The sequence below is a fragment of the Tenacibaculum sp. Bg11-29 genome, from assembly GCF_002836595.1.
In the GTDB taxonomy this organism is placed as follows: domain Bacteria; phylum Bacteroidota; class Bacteroidia; order Flavobacteriales; family Flavobacteriaceae; genus Polaribacter.
Genome location: NZ_PJBB01000003.1, coordinates 1,583,917 through 1,599,514, shown reverse-complemented (window position 1 = coordinate 1,599,514; position 15,598 = coordinate 1,583,917). Strand labels below are relative to the sequence as shown.

Below are 15,598 nucleotides of genomic sequence, written 5' to 3'. Positions count from 1 at the left end.
AAATTAGTTAAAATAGTATCACTTAAAATACAAATACACGAATAACAAGTTAATATAAAACTACAACAAATAGTTTATCAGCAAATTATTAACAAAAAAAAACACTTTAGTAAGTTTACTAAAGTGTTTTTTTGATGTCAAACTATTTTTAAAAATTAGCGATCCCTTTTTCTAACCAATTATAATATTCATCTACATTTGGTGTGTAAGATGCTGGATCTATTAAATTAGATTCATCATGCGCCATTAATACATAAAATGGCTGGGAGTTTGCTTTGTATTTTATGGTTTGTAATTCACTCCATTTTTGCCCAATATACTTTAACTTCTTTCCTGGGTTTAATTTAGAATCAACAATCTCATCATCATCTAAAGCTCTTTTATCATCAACATATAATGATATTAATACAACCTTATTTTTTAAGACGTTTAACACTTTAGGTTTTACCCAAACATTTTGTTCCATTTTACGACAATTCACACAAGCATGCCCTGTAAAATCTATCATTACTGGTTTTCCTACTTTTTTAGCATACGCCAATCCTTTGTCATAATCATGAAAAGAAATAATATCATGAGGAGGCATTAAATGTGCTCCTTCTGGCAAACCACTATGACTACCAGCTTCTTTATCTGAAACAGTAATAGTACTTTGTTTTGTATATCCTACACCGTATGGTGATTCACTATAACTCTGTGGTGGTGGAAAGGCGCTAATTAAATTTAAAGGTGCTCCCCATAAACCTGGCAACATATAAATTGTGAATGCTCCTACTATTAAACCTAAACTTAACCTTCCTACAGAAATGTGTTTTTGTGGACTATCGTGAGGTAATTGAACTTTACCTAATAAATACAGCGTTAATGCTCCGAATATTGCAATCCAAATAGCTATAAATACTTCTCTTTCTAATAAATGTAATTGTAAAACTAAATCGGCATTCGATAAGAATTTAAAAGCAAAAGCTAATTCTAAGAACCCTAATACTACTTTCACAGTATTTAACCAACCTCCTGATTTTGGTAATGAATTTAACCAACCAGGGAAAGCTGCAAACAATGCAAAAGGTAAAGCTATTGCAGATGAAAAACCTAGCATACCAATAATAGGTGCTAAACCTCCAACTGAAGCTGAAAGAACTATTATATTACCAACAAATGGGCCAGTACATGAAAAAGATACAATTGCTAAAGCTAATGCCATAAAAAAGATTCCAATTAAACCTCCTTTATCAGCTTTACTATCTATTTTATTTGCCCATGAACTTGGAAGCATAATTTCAAAAGCTCCTAAAAATGACAACCCAAATATGATTAGTACAATAAAGAAAATAATATTGAAAGTAACACTTGTTGAAAATTCATTAATTGCGCTTGCTCCAAAAACACCAACAACAGCAGTACCTAGCAGAACATATATCGCAATAATAGATATCCCGTAAATAATTGCATTTTTTATTCCTTGTGATTTGTTTTTACTCTGTTTTGTAAAAAAGCTTACCGTCATTGGAATTAGGGGAAATACACATGGCGTAAATAAAGCTATAAAACCAGCTCCTAATCCTAATAAAAATATAGCCCAAAGCCCTTTACCTTCTGTTTTATTGTCAGTATCATCATCCGTCTTAGCGACATCAGAAGTAGTTTTCTTTTTTAATACACTTTTAGTTAAATCAAAAACTAAATCAATTTCTTTTGGAGGTAAACATTGTTCATCGGTACAAGCAATAAACTCAACAAAAGCTTCAAGTTCTTTAACATCTCCGCTAACCAATTCTATTTCTTGTTCAAAAACAGCTTTATGAGCGAATGACTTTATATTCATTCCTTCCTCATTAAAAAGTTTTGTAAACTTAACTTTCCCTTTTGGTTCTTTAGTATTGCCTAATATTTTAACAGCTCCTCCGTTATCGTCATAAGTAAAGGTTGTTGCTATTGGCCCTCCTTTTGGTACTTCTTGTGAATATAAACTCCACCCTTGCTCAATAGTAGCTTTGGTTATTAGTTTAAATTTTGATTCTGATATTTTTTCGACAGATGTTTTCCACGTAATAGGGTTAAATATCTGGCTGTTTGCTGTTAAGTTTATAACTAAACTTAACAGTAATATGAATATTTTTTTCATCTAATTTATAAGGGAGAATTTAATTAATTTTAAAAGATAAATCTATTTCTTTTGGTGGCAAGCAATTTTCACCTGAACAAACCATATACTCAACAGTTCCGTTTATCGTAAATTTCTCATTCGTTTTTAACCTTACTCGTTGTGTAAAAACCGCTTTATTATCAAAGTATTTAATACGCATTTGAAATATCTCATCATCAACGACATGCCCTTCCTCCTCTTTTGTATTTCCTTTTTTTAAATACCGTTTATCTCCTGAAAAAGAAAACGATGTAGGTATTGGTCCTCCTGTAGGAATCTCTTGAGAATACAGATGCCAATCGCTATCTAAAGTTGCTGTTGCTATTAACTCACTTTCTTTCTCTGATATCTTTTTTACTGAGGTAGTCCATTTTATAGGATTATGTATTTGTCCATAGGCAACAAAGCTCGCCACAAGTAGTAAAATTGTTATTAATTTCTTCATTATTATGTAATTAATTAATAAGGTTGTTCTTTTTTTGGCAAAAATAGCATCTTTCTTTGTTAAATCGTGTTTCATTACAAAAAGTTTAGCTCTTTTAACTTTTAAACAACAACAAATCTACTGATATACTAACAGTTACGCAACTTTCACATTACAATTACTTTTTTTAAAAAATATATTATTCTTGATTTTTTTATTTATTCTATACATTTATTCTAAAAAAAAGTATAAAAACATTGATTAGCTTCTTAATTTAGCCAATTAAAATAATCTTTTATTAAAAAAGATAAAATAAAAAAGCTCTTTTAACGTATAAAAAATGCAGACAACTAAACTTAATACTCAAAGTATATTACCTCTTACTTGCTCTAGATCAGGAACATGCTGTTTTGGAAAATCTGTAATGCTTAACCCATGGGAATTATTAAATTTTAGTAAAGAGAAAAAAATTACTTCGAGAGAGTTTCGCGATCTTTATTGCGAGTTTGGTGGTATTCGATTGCGTTTTGACGGAAAAGAAGATAAAAATGGACAAAAAGCATGTAATCAATATGTAGATAATGTTGGCTGTAGTGTACACCAAGGTCGTCCATTAGCTTGTCGTTTGTATCCTTTAGGTCGTCAAATACAATTTAATAAAGCACACTATATATATGAAGGTAATAAATTTCCTTGTTTAAATGACTGTTCTGAAGTTTTAGAATTACCTAAACTTAGTGTTGGTGAATACCTTAAAGGGCAGGAAGCTGATTTATTTGAAAAAGCACAAGATGAATACTTAATCGTAATGCAAAACATTGCCGATATTGCTTTTGAATTACTTTTAGATTCTGGTTTAGCTGAATCTGGAGACACAAAAACACTTGCTACTTGGAGGGTTATAGGAGATGAGTCCCCTGAGCTAGTATCTGAAAGAATAGGTGAAGATTGGATGAATTATTTAATGACTCCTACTATTGACACGACTAATAATCCTATTACTTTTGCTCAAAAACACAATAATTTACTGCAACTAAAAGCGCAAGAAGAGTTCGGAAACTTACAAACTTTTAACGAACTTCATGATGCTTCTGTTTTAATGGTTGGTGTGGCATTACATTTAGCAAGAGGTTTAGGTGCTGATGTAAAGGGAATTTCTGAGCATTGGATAGAAATTGCAAAAAATAACGGAGCTAAAGAATAGTATTTAATTGAGAAAACAACTTTGTTTATTAAGGATATTCCCACAATATACTTACTACATATTTTGTAGTTAACTACAAAATATGTAGCTTTGTAAAAAAAAGAATGAACACACCTAAACCTGGAGAACCTGTAAGGGGTTCTAAATCTGGAAAACCAATAATGGCTCTTTTTGATTTATTAGGAAGAAATTGGGCAATGAATATTCTTTGGCACCTAAAGGAAAATCAAAAATCATTTAGTGAGTTAGAGAAATTATGTGACGGAATATCTCCTACAACATTAAATACTAGGTTAAAAGAACTTCAAAAAACTTTTATTATCGAAAAGGTTGTTGATGGATACAAACTAACAGATATGGGTGAAGAGTTATTCAATCTTTTTAATCCAATAAGAAAATGGTCAGAAAAATGGGCCAAAAATTTTTAACTAAATACTAAAAATATGTTTTTAATTAATTTTAATTTTATAAAACCTATAGATGAAGTAAATTCTTTTACAGAACTGCATAGAGAATATGTTTCTAATTTATATAAAACAGGCCTTTTTATATTTGGAGGATCTAAAGATCCTCGTAATGGTGGAGTTGTTATTGCAAATTCTAATTCAGAGAAAGAGCTTTGTGATATTTTAGAAAAAGATCCTTTAATTATTCAAAAAGTCGCAGAATATAGCTTAACAAAGTTTACTCCTTTAATGAGTATCGAAAAGCTGGACTTTTTATTAAGCAAGTAAGAAACACCTGACACTTTAATGCTAAAATTATTCAGATTTACAATGAGAGTGAGACAAAATAAAAAAGGTAATGATTCTCAGAATAATATCTTTCTAAAATAAAACTAAACTATCATATAAATTTACTTAGTATATTGTGTACAATAAAAAAATAAATAATGAACCTAAAAGAGGAATCTAAATCTATAGAGAATTATTTTTCACCTAAGATTATTACAACGGTTAATGATCAATACGTGAAATTAGCAAAAATAAAAGGAGAAGATATTCCTTGGCATAATCACGAAAATGAAGATGAGTTATTTTATATATCAGAAGGTTCTTTATTAATGGAAATTGAAAACCAACCAAGTTTCATAATGGATAAAGGAGATTTATTTGTTGTTAAAAAAGGTGTTAACCACAGAGTATCTTCAGAAAATGAATGTCTAATTATGCTTATTGAAAGTAAAACAACCAAACATACCGGAACTACTGAGTCATCTATTACAAAATCAATAGACGATCAAAAATATTAATCACAAAAAAAGAGCTTACCAAATGGTAAACTCTTTTTTATTTTTATAAATATCTGCTACTATTCTAAAGCACCTAAATAACGTTCTGCATCTAAAGCTGCCATACAACCCGTACCAGCTGCTGTTACTGCTTGACGATATTCTTTATCTTGTATATCACCAGCTGCAAAAACTCCAGGTAAGTTTGTTTTTGTAGATTTTCCTTTTGTAATTAAATAACCAACGTCATCCATATCTAAAACACCTTTAAATAAATCAGAATTCGGTTTATGTCCAATAGCAATGAAAGCACCTGTTACGGCAATTTCTTTCTTATCACCTGATTGATTATTTACAACACGAACACCTTCAACCACATCTTTACCTAAAACCTCATCTAATTCCGTATTAAATAAAACCTCTATGTTAGCTGTTTTTTCAACCCTGTGTTGCATTGCTTTTGAAGCTCTCATATGATCTTTTCTAACTAATATTGTAACCTTGCTACAAATATTAGCTAAATACGTTGCTTCCTCTGCAGCTGTATCACCAGCACCAACAACAATTACATCTTGTCCTTTATAAAAGAAACCGTCACAAGTAGCACAAGCCGAAACTCCACCACCTATTAAACGCTGTTCACTTTCTAATCCTAAATATTTTGCTGTTGCACCTGTAGAAATAATTATAGTCTCAGCTTCAATCTCTATAGATTCATCAACTATTACTTTATGAATCCCTCCTACTTCTGTACTTAAATCAACTTTAGTTACCATTCCAAAACGAACTTCCGTACCAAAACGCTCAGCTTGTTTTTGTAAATCGTTCATCATTGCTGTTCCGTCAGTTCCGTTTGGATATCCTGGATAATTATCTACCTCTGTAGTTGTAGTTAATTGTCCACCCATTTGCATTCCTGTATACATAATAGGTTTCATATCTGCTCTTGCAGCGTAAATTGCAGCGGTATATCCTGCTGGTCCTGAACCAATAATCAAACATTTAATTTTTTCTGCCATCGTCTAAAATTTTTTGGAGTTACAAATGTAATTTTTTTTTACATCTATTGTCTTTTTTTGATATATATTTTGATTATTAGACGATAAACAAAAATTATCTTACCTACTTAAAAAAAAGTTTTTTTTATTGCTTCATATACATATATTTTATCTATATTTGCACCCCGATAACTATTCGGGGTGTAGCGTAGCCCGGTCATCGCGCCTCGTTTGGGACGAGGAGGTCGCAGGTTCGAATCCTGCCACCCCGACTAAAAGACTTAAGATTTTTCTTAAGTCTTTTTTGTTTTCGGTAGTTTCCTTTTCTTATTTACTTAAGTTTTATGTAAATTCGTAACTATGAAAACACTACAACAATGGTTTGATGAATATGCTGTTAGTCATCAAAATGAAACAAATATTTCGATACACTTTATATGCGTTCCTGCTATATTTTTTAGCATCGTAGGTATATTTATGAGTATTCCTTCTCAACTTTTAAACAACTTAATTAAAATCTATAATCCGTTAATAATAAACTGGGCAACTGTTGTGCTTGTTTTCTTTTTACTATTCTACTTACGTTTATCATTTTCTATGTTCATTAAAATGTTAGTTTTCTCAATTCTTTGCATTATTGGAAATTATTACTTAAGCATATACTTGCCTCTGTTATACACTTCAATAGCTATTTTTATAATCGCATGGATTGGGCAATTTTATGGTCATAAAGTAGAAGGAGCAAAACCTTCTTTCATAAAAGATTTACAGTTTCTTTTAATTGGTCCTGCTTGGGTAATCAAAAAAATATTTAAATAACTGTACTCTAACTTTTAATCTATTATCATTAATAAATAATAAAGGATTTTATCTAAAATAGTGTTTATGGAATTACTTTTTTTAGGCTTAATAAGCGGAACTGTTATCTCTTATTTTATTTTTCAAAAATTTTCTTCAACAAGTAAAAAACACTTGACAGAAAAACAATCCGTCATCTTATTAGATAAGATTAAAAGAGTATCTAAATTGATTACCATAGAAGGTGAGTTTGCCGAAATATATCATCACGAAAATTCTAAAGAAAAATTCTTAGGCTTATTTTCTAGTAAAAAAAAGGCAATTATTTTAATCAATGCTAAAGTGCATATTGGTTTCGATTTTAGAAAAATTAAAATGCATACCGATACTAAGAATAAATCATTGATTTTATCTGACTTCCCTCAACCAGAAGTTTTTTCAGTAGAACCAAACATACGTTTTTACGATATTCAAAACGGATTGCTAAATAAATTTAGCTCAGAAGACTTAACAGAAGTTAATAAAGAAGCTAAAGAACATATTCTTCAAAAAATTCCCGAGAGTAATTTAATGCAAACTGCCAATAAAGAAGCACTAGAAGCTATTTCTCTTATGGAAAATTTAGTTGAAACTATTGGTTGGAAATTAGATTTTTCTGCTTTAGAATTATCAGCTTCAAGCCAAAAACCTATAGAATAACAAGAATTAATGAGTGACTACTATACATCATTTAAATTACTATTAGTTTCTTCTATTTCTTTATTTTTATTTCATTTTATAGACAGTAATAATTATCTAAAATCACTTCAAATAAAATTCGATAAATCTGGAATACATAGAGGGTTTGATTTTTTTATATTTACAAGTATTACTAAATACTTTTTCTTATTACTTGGCGTAGTTGCTATTATATTTTTAATTTCAAAAACCTTTAATATCAAAAACAAATGCATATAGAGCAATTCAGAAATTATTGTATCACTAAAAAAGGAGTTACCGAACATTTTCCATTTGATGATGTTACTTTAGTTTTTAAGGTAATGAATAAAATGTTTGCTTTAAGCGGGCTTAATAGTTGGGAACAGAATGAAGCAAAAGTCAACCTAAAATGTGACCCTGAAAAAGCTTTAGAATTAAGAAGCGAATACGATAGTATTAACCCTGGTTGGCACATGAATAAAAAACACTGGAACACCCTTATTTTAAATAATGATGTTTCTGACAAAATAGCTTTTGAATTAATTGATCATTCTTATGAATTAATTGTAAAAGGATTAACAAAAAAATTACGAGAAGAATTAAAATCAATGTAAAATGTTAAAATCTGACCTTAGAAAACTATATACAAACAAAAGGATTGCACTTACTGAATCTGAAAAAGAAAAACTCGAAGAAAATATTTACCAGCAAATTTTAAAATTTGATTTTAGTAAGATAAACAATGTTCACTTGTTTCTATCGATGAAAAAATTTAATGAAATTGACACACAACCAATTATCGATTTTTTTAGAAAAAATGGAAAAAAAATAATTGTAAGCCAATGTAATTTCAAAGACAACTCACTGTCTCATTTTTACCTAGAAGAAAACACAAAGCTACATTTAAACAAATTTGGTGTTCCTGAACCTATAGAAGCTGAAGAGGTTGCTGTTACAAAAATTGACTTAGTTTTCGTACCCATGCTCATTTCTGATAAAAAAAAATACCGTGTTGGTTACGGAAAAGGATTTTATGATCGTTTTTTGGCTGCTTGCAGAAAAGATGTAAAAACCATTGGCCTTAATTTTTTCCCTCCTATAACAAATATAAAAGACACACACGAATTTGACATTCCGCTTGATGATGTTCTTTATCCTAAATAAAAAACCCCGCTATTAAGCGGGATTTTTATATCTATTATTTCAATAAACTACCCGTTCATAGAAATTAAAAATTCATCGTTATTTTTAGAAACTCTTATTCTGTCATTAATAAATGTCATTGCCTCAACAGGGTTCATATCTGCTAAATATTTACGTAACACCCACATACGCTGTACTGTTTTCTCGTCTAATAATAAATCATCACGACGTGTACTCGATTTAATTAAATCAATCGCTGGGTAAATTCTACGGTTAGAAATATTACGATCTAACTGTAACTCCATGTTACCAGTACCTTTAAACTCTTCAAAGATTACTTCATCCATTTTAGAACCTGTTTCAGTAAGCGCAGTTGCAATAATGGTTAACGAACCTCCATTTTCAATATTACGAGCTGCTCCAAAGAAACGTTTTGGCTTATGTAATGCATTCGCATCAATACCACCTGATAATATTTTACCTGATGCTGGCGCAACAGTATTATAAGCTCTTGCTAAACGAGTAATTGAATCTAATAAAATTACGACATCATGACCACATTCTACTAAACGTTTTGCTTTTTCTAAAACAATATTTGCAACACGTACATGCTTATCTGCTGGTTCATCAAAAGTAGATGCAACTACCTCTCCACGAACATTACGTTTCATATCGGTAACCTCCTCTGGTCTTTCATCAATTAATAAAACGATCTGATATACCTCAGGATGATTTGCTGCTATAGCATTTGCAACATCCTTTAATAACATTGTTTTACCTGTTTTCGGTTGTGAAACGATCATACCACGCTGTCCTTTACCAATAGGAGAGAATATATCAATAATTCTTGTCGATAAAGAGCTTCCCTTTTCTGCTAAATTAAATTTCTCTTCAGAAAACAATGGCGTTAAGTGCTCAAACGACACGCGATCACGAACAATATTTGGATTTAATCCATTTATTTTCGAAACTCTAATTAAAGGAAAGTACTTTTCTCCTTCTTTTGGCGGACGTACATTACCTAAAACAGTATCTCCTGTTTTTAATCCAAAAAGTTTTATTTGTGATTGAGATACGTAGATATCATCTGGTGATGATAAATAATTATAATCTGATGAACGTAAAAACCCATATCCATCAGGCATCATTTCTAATACACCTTCACTTTCTATAATTCCATCAAATTCAAAATCAGGATCTCTATACTTATTTCCACTTTTATTATGTGACTTATTTGTATTCTGATTTTTATGTTGAGGTTTTTTACCCTCTACCTCTTTTCTTGGTCTTGGAACTTGCTTTTTAGCTTCAACTTCTTGTCTAGGGGTTGGAACTTGTTTCTTCGCTTCAACTTCTTGTCTAGGAGTTGGAACTTGTTTCTTAGCTTCAACTTCTTGTCTAGGGGTTGGAACTTGTTTCTTAGCCTCAACTTTCTTTTTTGGAGTTGCAACTTGTTTTTTAGCCTCAACCTCTTTTCTTGGCCTTGGCCTTGGTCTTTTAACCTCTACCTGTTGTTCTACTTCAGTAACAACTTCTGTTTTATTGTCTTCAGATTTCTCAACAGTCTCAACAGTCTCAACCTCTTTCTCTACAACCTTTTCAGCGACTTCTGTCTTTTCTTCCTTAGCTTCAACCTTCACCTTATCAGCAATCTTTACCTCTGGCTGTTTTTCGGTTTCTTCTGTTTTTGCTATTCTCTTCCTCTTAGCTTTTTCTTCAATAGGTTTAGCTTCATTTGCACTAGACTCTGCTTGTGCATCTAAAATTTTATAAACTAAATCTAATTTTTTTAACTGACTTACCTTCGCTAAACCTATAGTTTTGGCTATTGCTAATAAATCCGTTAATTTTTTAGTTTTTAATTCCGAAATCTCGAACATTCGTAAAAATAATTAAGTTATATAATTCTTTATGAATAAAAGAATTTGATTGTATTAAGTTTTTTTTGATTGTAATTACATATGAGCTATACAATTACGACTTGTGCAGTTACTTACTGCTACAAATATATACAAATAATTTAACTTGTAATATTTCTTTTTAAAAAAAGAAATATTACATTTGCAATCTAATAAAAAACATGATACAAAGAAAACAATCTATATATTTATTTATTGCAGTAATTATTTCTGCTGGTCTAACTTTTATTTTTAGTATTTGGACAAGCTCACAGAATAATACACCAATATTTATTGTAGATTTGTTTTCAGGAGTTTCTATTTTAGAAAAAATAACTCCTGTATTATTTTATATTTCAGCTTTATTATCTTTTGTAACTATATTTTTATTTAAAAATCGTCAGTTACAATTTGTCTTAGGGCGATTAAACATATTGATAAACCTTTTTTTATTAGGAATATTGATATATCTATCACAAACATTACCTGGAGAATCTTTAGCTTCTGAGAAAGGTATTGGGATGATTTTTCCTATCATTGTTATTTTGTTATTAGTTTTAGCAAATAAAGCAATTAAAAAGGATGAAGATCTTGTAAAATCTGTAGATAGATTACGATAAACCTAACATCTTAGTATATTTAGTGCGAAAAAAACCGAGATTTTTATCTCGGTTTTCTATTTTTGTAACTCACTTGTTTGCTACACTTCAAAACACCAAATGTTAAAGGAATGTTAAAGAAAATAGGGTTATCCCTATCTTCTTTAGGGTTACCCCTAAGACATAACTAGGGGTATTGGGTATTGTACACATTCCTTTTATACTATAAATTTGTAAACGCTAAGACACATGAATAACAAGATAAAAGTTCACATAGCCGATGACCATAAAATCTTAATAGATGGAGTTATCGCCTTATTAAACACTGAAGATTGCTTTGAAATTGAAGGCTATTCTTTAACAGGAAAGCAAGTAGTAGATTGGTCTACTAAAAACAAAGCAGATGTATTAGTTCTTGATATAAACATGCCAGAAATGGACGGTATAGAAGTTTTAAAAACATTTAAACAACGTAATTTAAAAATTAAAACAATTATACTTTCTAGTTTAAGCGATCCTAAATTAGTACAGGAGATGATATTACTAGGAGCAAATGGTTTTGTAGACAAAGCATGTGCTAGTGATCATATTATAGATGCTATAAAAAATGTTCACGTCGGAACACAGTATTTTAGTGACGATATAAAAAGTAAGTTATTAGAATTATATGTTAACAATGCTAAAACTGAAGATTCAGAACTTGCTCATGGTGATTTAACAGAAAGAGAAGTAGAAGTTTTGAAACAAATAGCTTTGGAAAAAAGCTCTAGTGAAATAGCAAAACATCTATTAGTAAGTATAAAAACGGTTGAAACATATCGTAAGAGTTTATATAAAAAATTAAAAGTAAAAAACGTAGTAGGTTTGGCGATGTACGCTGTAAAAAACAATATAATATAAAGTATAGAAACCCTTCAAAAACAGTTTTCCTTACCCCCCTAATTAAAGAAAACGTCCCCCGTAATCTATACATTATTAAAAGTGCATCGCTAATAACTACTAAATAAAAATATTAAAACATAAAAACAGCGATGTACGTGTTAGCAATAACATTAATAGATTCTTTAATTTTGTTCTCATAGTCCGTATAATTATAATAGTCCCCCGACACTATTCTATTAAGTGCATCGCTTTTTACAATTTATTAAAAACTTAAAAACTTAAATAATGTATAAAATAGCCCCATTTTTTCTATTATTGACTATTGTTTTTACATCATGTTCTTCTAATCAAGTAGAAACACTTAGTAATCCGCAAGAAAAACTATTACAATCATACACGCTTAAAAGAGATGTTAACGGAGCATATTCAATTGATTTTAACACTACAAATAATACGGATGTAGTTACTGTTAAAAACAAATCAAATGATATTATTTTATCTGAAGTAAATCGTAAAACAGCAAGTAATCATAGTAACAAATTCTCCATAGAAAACGATCAGCTAAAAATTGGTTTTCTAGATGAAAATAGAGGTAAAAGAACACGCATCTCTGTTGAAGATGATAACATTACATTAGCTAAAGGAGGCGTTACTGAATTTTTAAACTCATATAATATAACAAAAAAAGAAGACGGCACATTTTTACTTAACTTTAAAGTGAATGATAATGTTACTACAACATTTGTTTACAATGAAGATAAACAAGCGTACGAAGTTCATTTATCTAATGGTAAATCAAAACAAAAAAATTTTTCAAGAACAATTAACACACCTTCTGCTAATCTAATAAGATTAGATTTTGTAAACCATAAGTACTCTGGAAGATCAACTCAATTAGCATCTATAAGAAAGCCAAGAGTAGAAATAATAGTAGATTAATTATCTTTGTTATATGTATTCAAAATTAGTATCTATAGTATTTCTTATTTTTTTTGTTAGAATCGGGTTTTCAGTTACATTATTCACTAATAATAAAGACTACAAGACAAAACGCAGAAATAACTTAACTAAAAAAGATTCAGTCTTACAGGATTCAATTTATCAGATAGCTTATAAAAATTATAGTAAAGGTAAATACCCAGAAGCTTTAAAACTGGCTCTCACTCTACATAACGAAAATTCAAAAAAACAGGAATTTAACTATAAATACACTGAGCTTTTAGGTGATATTTACAATAAAACATTAAACCTAAAATTATCCTTAAAATACTTTAAGACATCCTTATCTTATTTAAACAATAAAAACAGACATAATGATATTAATTTAGATAAAACACAATACTTAAATTTACTAGCAAAAAACTACTTAAAAGTAGGCTCTATTTATCTAAAAATTTACAAAAATTTAAAACACAAGCAAGAAAGAAACTTAACATATCTTAAATTACTTGAAGAGGGTGTTACTAAAAAATACGTTGATAAAAACAATGTTCCAAAGGGGATTAAAATATTCAAAGACAGTGCTTTATATTTTTTTTCAGAACTAGATAAGACTCCTTCTATCAATAATGAAATCATCAACTATAAAGCTAGCTCTCATGTTAATTTATCAGCATTATATCAAATAGACTCAATGTATTCTGAATCAAAATATTTTGCATTAAAAGCCATTGATCTATATAAAGAAAAAAATAACATAATCAAATTAGCAAAAGCACAGAGCAATCTTGGAAATGTATACCTATTAATAGGAGAATTTAAAAAAGCAAAAGAAACTTATATAAGCGGAATAGATGTATTAAAAAAAGACAATTCTCAAACAGCAACCAAACTAAAAGCAAATTTATATTACAATCTTGCTTGGGCAATGAGAAATTTAAAAGATTATAAGGCTTATGATTATCAAGAGATCTCTTTTGAATTTGAAGATGTTTTAAAAGAAAAGAATATTAGTCAAATTATAAAAAAAATTGAAGCCAATCATCAGGAAAATCTCGAACAACAGAAAGTAAACTTGGTAACTGAACAACGAAAACTTAAAGAAGCTCAACAAAGTAAAACTACATTACTCTTTGCTGCATTAAGCTTACTCGTAATTATTATTTCTGGTGTTATTGTTTATAATTATAAATTACGTCAAAAAAACCTACAATTAAAACTATCAGAAAACAACTTACTACAACAACAAAGTATAGAAAAAATAAAATCAGACGCACATACAAAAATATTAAATGCCACTATAGATGGTAAAGAAACTGAAAGAAAGCAAATAGCAGAAACATTACACGATAATGTTAGTGCACTATTATCATCTGCAAACATGCATTTAAGTGCCACTAAAAAGCAACTTAAAGATAGTGCACCTTTAGAAATTGAGAAAACTCAAGCCATAATATTAGAAGCATCACAAAAAGTTAGAGACTTATCTCACAACCTTATTTCTTCTATCTTATTAAAATTTGGTTTAGAATACGCCTTAAAAGATGCCGCTAAAAAATACTCAAATAGTCAATTAAAATTTGAAGTTTCCGCACATAATATAAATAGATACAATCAAGAATTTGAGATAAAAATATTCAATATCATTCAAGAACTTGCTAATAACATATTAAAACACAGCAAAGCTAATTACGCACAAATAACCATTAAACAAGAAAAGAATCAACTAACCATTCTTGTTAATGATGATGGGGTAGGATTTTCCACCTCATCATTTTCTATAAATGATGGTATTGGGTTAAATCAAATAGAAGCTAGGCTTAAAATGATGGAAGGAAAACTTTCTATAAACTCAAAAAAGAACAAAGGCTCTAAAATTTCTATTATTATTCCTATTCAAGAACAAAAACAGTCTAAACTATCATCGGTGAGCTAACTCTATCACCTCCATATTGGTAATTTCACCTTTATTTAATTCAAAACGAAGCATTGTCCTTATTTTATGAAATCCGTGTTTCCCTGCAGCCCCGGGATTTAAATGAAGTAATTTAAATTTCTCGTCATATTGCACTTTTAATATATGAGAATGACCACTAATAAAAATTTTTGGTGAATTATTTTTCAACTCTTCTCGCACTCTTGGTTTATAAGCATTCGGGTACCCCCCAATATGAGTAATCCAAACAGAAACACCTTCAAGTGTAAATTTATTATCCAAAGGAAATTCAGACCTAGCATCCTTATCGTCAATATTACCATAAACTGCTCTTAAGGTTTTATATTCTTTAAGAGTATCAGTAACTTTTAAATCACCAATATCTCCAGCGTGCCAAACCTCATCTGCTTGTTTTACAAATTTTAATATTTGATCATCAATAAAACTATGTGTATCTGAAAGAAGTAATATTTTTTTCATCAATGCAAAACTAATAAAATAGTTATTAAAAATCAGATAGACAATGCAACATTATTGATCTAAAAAAGGAGAATTGAAATAAGATTGAGAACTTCTATTACCTAATTAGAAGATAAATCTAAAAAGACAATACGGTTACTAATTATATATTAGCCTATGTTTATAAATTTACTATTATCATTCTTTTTATTAAAACATTATTAATCTAAAGATATTTATTC

The 15,598-nt window shown here is 29.5% G+C and carries 17 protein-coding genes and 1 tRNA gene; 13 read left to right on the top strand and 5 right to left on the bottom strand.

Annotation, left to right across the window (positions count from 1 at the left end; all coding sequences use genetic code 11):
• Positions 1–148 precede the first annotated feature (148 nt).
• Positions 149–2,125, bottom strand: a complete 1,977-nt coding sequence (locus tag CXF68_RS07135; protein WP_101043675.1) for a protein-disulfide reductase DsbD — start codon at positions 2,123–2,125, stop codon at positions 149–151.
• 19 nt (positions 2,126–2,144) lie between these two features.
• Entirely contained in the window at positions 2,145–2,666 is a 522-nt protein-coding gene (locus CXF68_RS07130) for a protein-disulfide reductase DsbD domain-containing protein (protein ID WP_232771622.1), read from the bottom strand.
• A 244-nt stretch (positions 2,667–2,910) separates the two neighbouring features.
• Between CXF68_RS07130 and CXF68_RS07125 the strand changes: the two genes are divergently transcribed.
• The 4 genes from CXF68_RS07125 to CXF68_RS07110 all read left to right on the top strand — a co-directional run bounded on the left by CXF68_RS07125 (position 2,911) and on the right by CXF68_RS07110 (position 5,026).
• Complete coding sequence (locus CXF68_RS07125; RefSeq protein WP_101043673.1) at positions 2,911–3,774, top strand: YkgJ family cysteine cluster protein; 864 nt, start codon at positions 2,911–2,913, stop codon at positions 3,772–3,774.
• Between the two features lie 104 nt (positions 3,775–3,878).
• Entirely contained in the window at positions 3,879–4,202 is a 324-nt protein-coding gene (locus tag CXF68_RS07120; protein ID WP_101043671.1) for a helix-turn-helix domain-containing protein, read from the top strand.
• A 15-nt stretch (positions 4,203–4,217) separates the two neighbouring features.
• On the top strand, positions 4,218–4,508 hold the full coding sequence (locus CXF68_RS07115; RefSeq protein WP_101043669.1) for a YciI family protein: 291 nt from the start codon (positions 4,218–4,220) through the stop codon (positions 4,506–4,508).
• 158 nt (positions 4,509–4,666) lie between these two features.
• A complete protein-coding gene (locus tag CXF68_RS07110; RefSeq protein ID WP_101043668.1) occupies positions 4,667–5,026 on the top strand; it encodes a cupin domain-containing protein in 360 nt (119 codons plus the stop codon).
• A gap of 59 nt (positions 5,027–5,085) precedes the next feature.
• Here CXF68_RS07110 and trxB read toward each other — a convergent pair whose 3' ends face one another.
• Positions 5,086–6,024: a thioredoxin-disulfide reductase gene (gene trxB / locus CXF68_RS07105; RefSeq protein WP_101043666.1), complete on the bottom strand. Its 939-nt coding sequence runs from the start codon at positions 6,022–6,024 to the stop codon at positions 5,086–5,088.
• Positions 6,025–6,200: 176 nt separating this feature from the next.
• Here trxB and CXF68_RS07100 point away from each other — a divergent pair.
• The 5 genes from CXF68_RS07100 to CXF68_RS07080 all read left to right on the top strand — a co-directional run bounded on the left by CXF68_RS07100 (position 6,201) and on the right by CXF68_RS07080 (position 8,664).
• Positions 6,201–6,275: transfer RNA gene (locus CXF68_RS07100), tRNA-Pro, on the top strand.
• 88 nt (positions 6,276–6,363) lie between these two features.
• A complete protein-coding gene (locus CXF68_RS07095; RefSeq protein WP_101043664.1) occupies positions 6,364–6,822 on the top strand; it encodes a DUF962 domain-containing protein in 459 nt (152 codons plus the stop codon).
• Between the two features lie 66 nt (positions 6,823–6,888).
• Complete coding sequence (locus tag CXF68_RS07090; RefSeq protein ID WP_101043662.1) at positions 6,889–7,500, top strand: DUF4230 domain-containing protein; 612 nt, start codon at positions 6,889–6,891, stop codon at positions 7,498–7,500.
• A 248-nt stretch (positions 7,501–7,748) separates the two neighbouring features.
• Positions 7,749–8,114, top strand: a complete 366-nt coding sequence (locus CXF68_RS07085; RefSeq protein WP_101043660.1) for an MmcQ/YjbR family DNA-binding protein — start codon at positions 7,749–7,751, stop codon at positions 8,112–8,114.
• 1 nt (position 8,115) lies between these two features.
• Positions 8,116–8,664, top strand: a complete 549-nt coding sequence (locus tag CXF68_RS07080; RefSeq protein ID WP_101043658.1) for a 5-formyltetrahydrofolate cyclo-ligase — start codon at positions 8,116–8,118, stop codon at positions 8,662–8,664.
• 47 nt (positions 8,665–8,711) lie between these two features.
• Here CXF68_RS07080 and rho read toward each other — a convergent pair whose 3' ends face one another.
• Positions 8,712–10,523 carry a transcription termination factor Rho gene (gene rho, locus CXF68_RS07075; protein ID WP_101043656.1) on the bottom strand — a complete coding sequence of 604 codons (1,812 nt, stop codon included), beginning with the start codon at positions 10,521–10,523 and terminating at the stop codon, positions 8,712–8,714.
• 200 nt (positions 10,524–10,723) lie between these two features.
• Here rho and CXF68_RS07070 point away from each other — a divergent pair, with 200 nt between their 5' ends.
• The 4 genes from CXF68_RS07070 to CXF68_RS07055 all read left to right on the top strand — a co-directional run bounded on the left by CXF68_RS07070 (position 10,724) and on the right by CXF68_RS07055 (position 14,897).
• On the top strand, positions 10,724–11,161 hold the full coding sequence (locus CXF68_RS07070; protein WP_101043655.1) for a DUF4293 domain-containing protein: 438 nt from the start codon (positions 10,724–10,726) through the stop codon (positions 11,159–11,161).
• Positions 11,162–11,389: 228 nt separating this feature from the next.
• A complete protein-coding gene (locus CXF68_RS07065; protein ID WP_101043653.1) occupies positions 11,390–12,040 on the top strand; it encodes a response regulator transcription factor in 651 nt (216 codons plus the stop codon).
• 267 nt (positions 12,041–12,307) lie between these two features.
• Positions 12,308–12,961, top strand: a complete 654-nt coding sequence (locus CXF68_RS07060; RefSeq protein WP_101043651.1) for a hypothetical protein — start codon at positions 12,308–12,310, stop codon at positions 12,959–12,961.
• A 13-nt stretch (positions 12,962–12,974) separates the two neighbouring features.
• The gene (locus tag CXF68_RS07055) at positions 12,975–14,897 is read left to right on the top strand and encodes a sensor histidine kinase (RefSeq protein WP_101043650.1); all 1,923 of its coding nucleotides are present in this window, start codon (positions 12,975–12,977) and stop codon (positions 14,895–14,897) included.
• Here the strand turns inward: CXF68_RS07055 and CXF68_RS07050 are convergent.
• Positions 14,883–15,377 (bottom strand): metallophosphoesterase, encoded by a 495-nt coding sequence (locus CXF68_RS07050; RefSeq protein WP_101043648.1) that lies wholly within the window; start codon positions 15,375–15,377, stop codon positions 14,883–14,885. The genes CXF68_RS07055 and CXF68_RS07050 overlap by 15 nt on opposite strands.
• Between the last annotated feature and the right edge of the window lie 221 nt (positions 15,378–15,598).

Coding starts and splice junctions, on each gene's coding strand:
- rho (WP_101043656.1), bottom strand. CDS start 10,523: ATGTTCGAGATTTCGGAATTAAAAACTAAAAAATTAACGGATTTATTA.
- CXF68_RS07050 (WP_101043648.1), bottom strand. CDS start 15,377: ATGAAAAAAATATTACTTCTTTCAGATACACATAGTTTTATTGATGAT.
- CXF68_RS07135 (WP_101043675.1), bottom strand. CDS start 2,125: ATGAAAAAAATATTCATATTACTGTTAAGTTTAGTTATAAACTTAACA.
- CXF68_RS07055 (WP_101043650.1), top strand. CDS start 12,975: ATGTATTCAAAATTAGTATCTATAGTATTTCTTATTTTTTTTGTTAGA.
- CXF68_RS07115 (WP_101043669.1), top strand. CDS start 4,218: ATGTTTTTAATTAATTTTAATTTTATAAAACCTATAGATGAAGTAAAT.
- CXF68_RS07120 (WP_101043671.1), top strand. CDS start 3,879: ATGAACACACCTAAACCTGGAGAACCTGTAAGGGGTTCTAAATCTGGA.
- CXF68_RS07130 (WP_232771622.1), bottom strand. CDS start 2,666: ATGAAACACGATTTAACAAAGAAAGATGCTATTTTTGCCAAAAAAAGA.
- CXF68_RS07090 (WP_101043662.1), top strand. CDS start 6,889: ATGGAATTACTTTTTTTAGGCTTAATAAGCGGAACTGTTATCTCTTAT.
- CXF68_RS07080 (WP_101043658.1), top strand. CDS start 8,116: ATGTTAAAATCTGACCTTAGAAAACTATATACAAACAAAAGGATTGCA.
- CXF68_RS07070 (WP_101043655.1), top strand. CDS start 10,724: ATGATACAAAGAAAACAATCTATATATTTATTTATTGCAGTAATTATT.
- CXF68_RS07085 (WP_101043660.1), top strand. CDS start 7,749: ATGCATATAGAGCAATTCAGAAATTATTGTATCACTAAAAAAGGAGTT.
- CXF68_RS07065 (WP_101043653.1), top strand. CDS start 11,390: ATGAATAACAAGATAAAAGTTCACATAGCCGATGACCATAAAATCTTA.
- CXF68_RS07125 (WP_101043673.1), top strand. CDS start 2,911: ATGCAGACAACTAAACTTAATACTCAAAGTATATTACCTCTTACTTGC.
- CXF68_RS07110 (WP_101043668.1), top strand. CDS start 4,667: ATGAACCTAAAAGAGGAATCTAAATCTATAGAGAATTATTTTTCACCT.
- trxB (WP_101043666.1), bottom strand. CDS start 6,024: ATGGCAGAAAAAATTAAATGTTTGATTATTGGTTCAGGACCAGCAGGA.
- CXF68_RS07060 (WP_101043651.1), top strand. CDS start 12,308: ATGTATAAAATAGCCCCATTTTTTCTATTATTGACTATTGTTTTTACA.
- CXF68_RS07095 (WP_101043664.1), top strand. CDS start 6,364: ATGAAAACACTACAACAATGGTTTGATGAATATGCTGTTAGTCATCAA.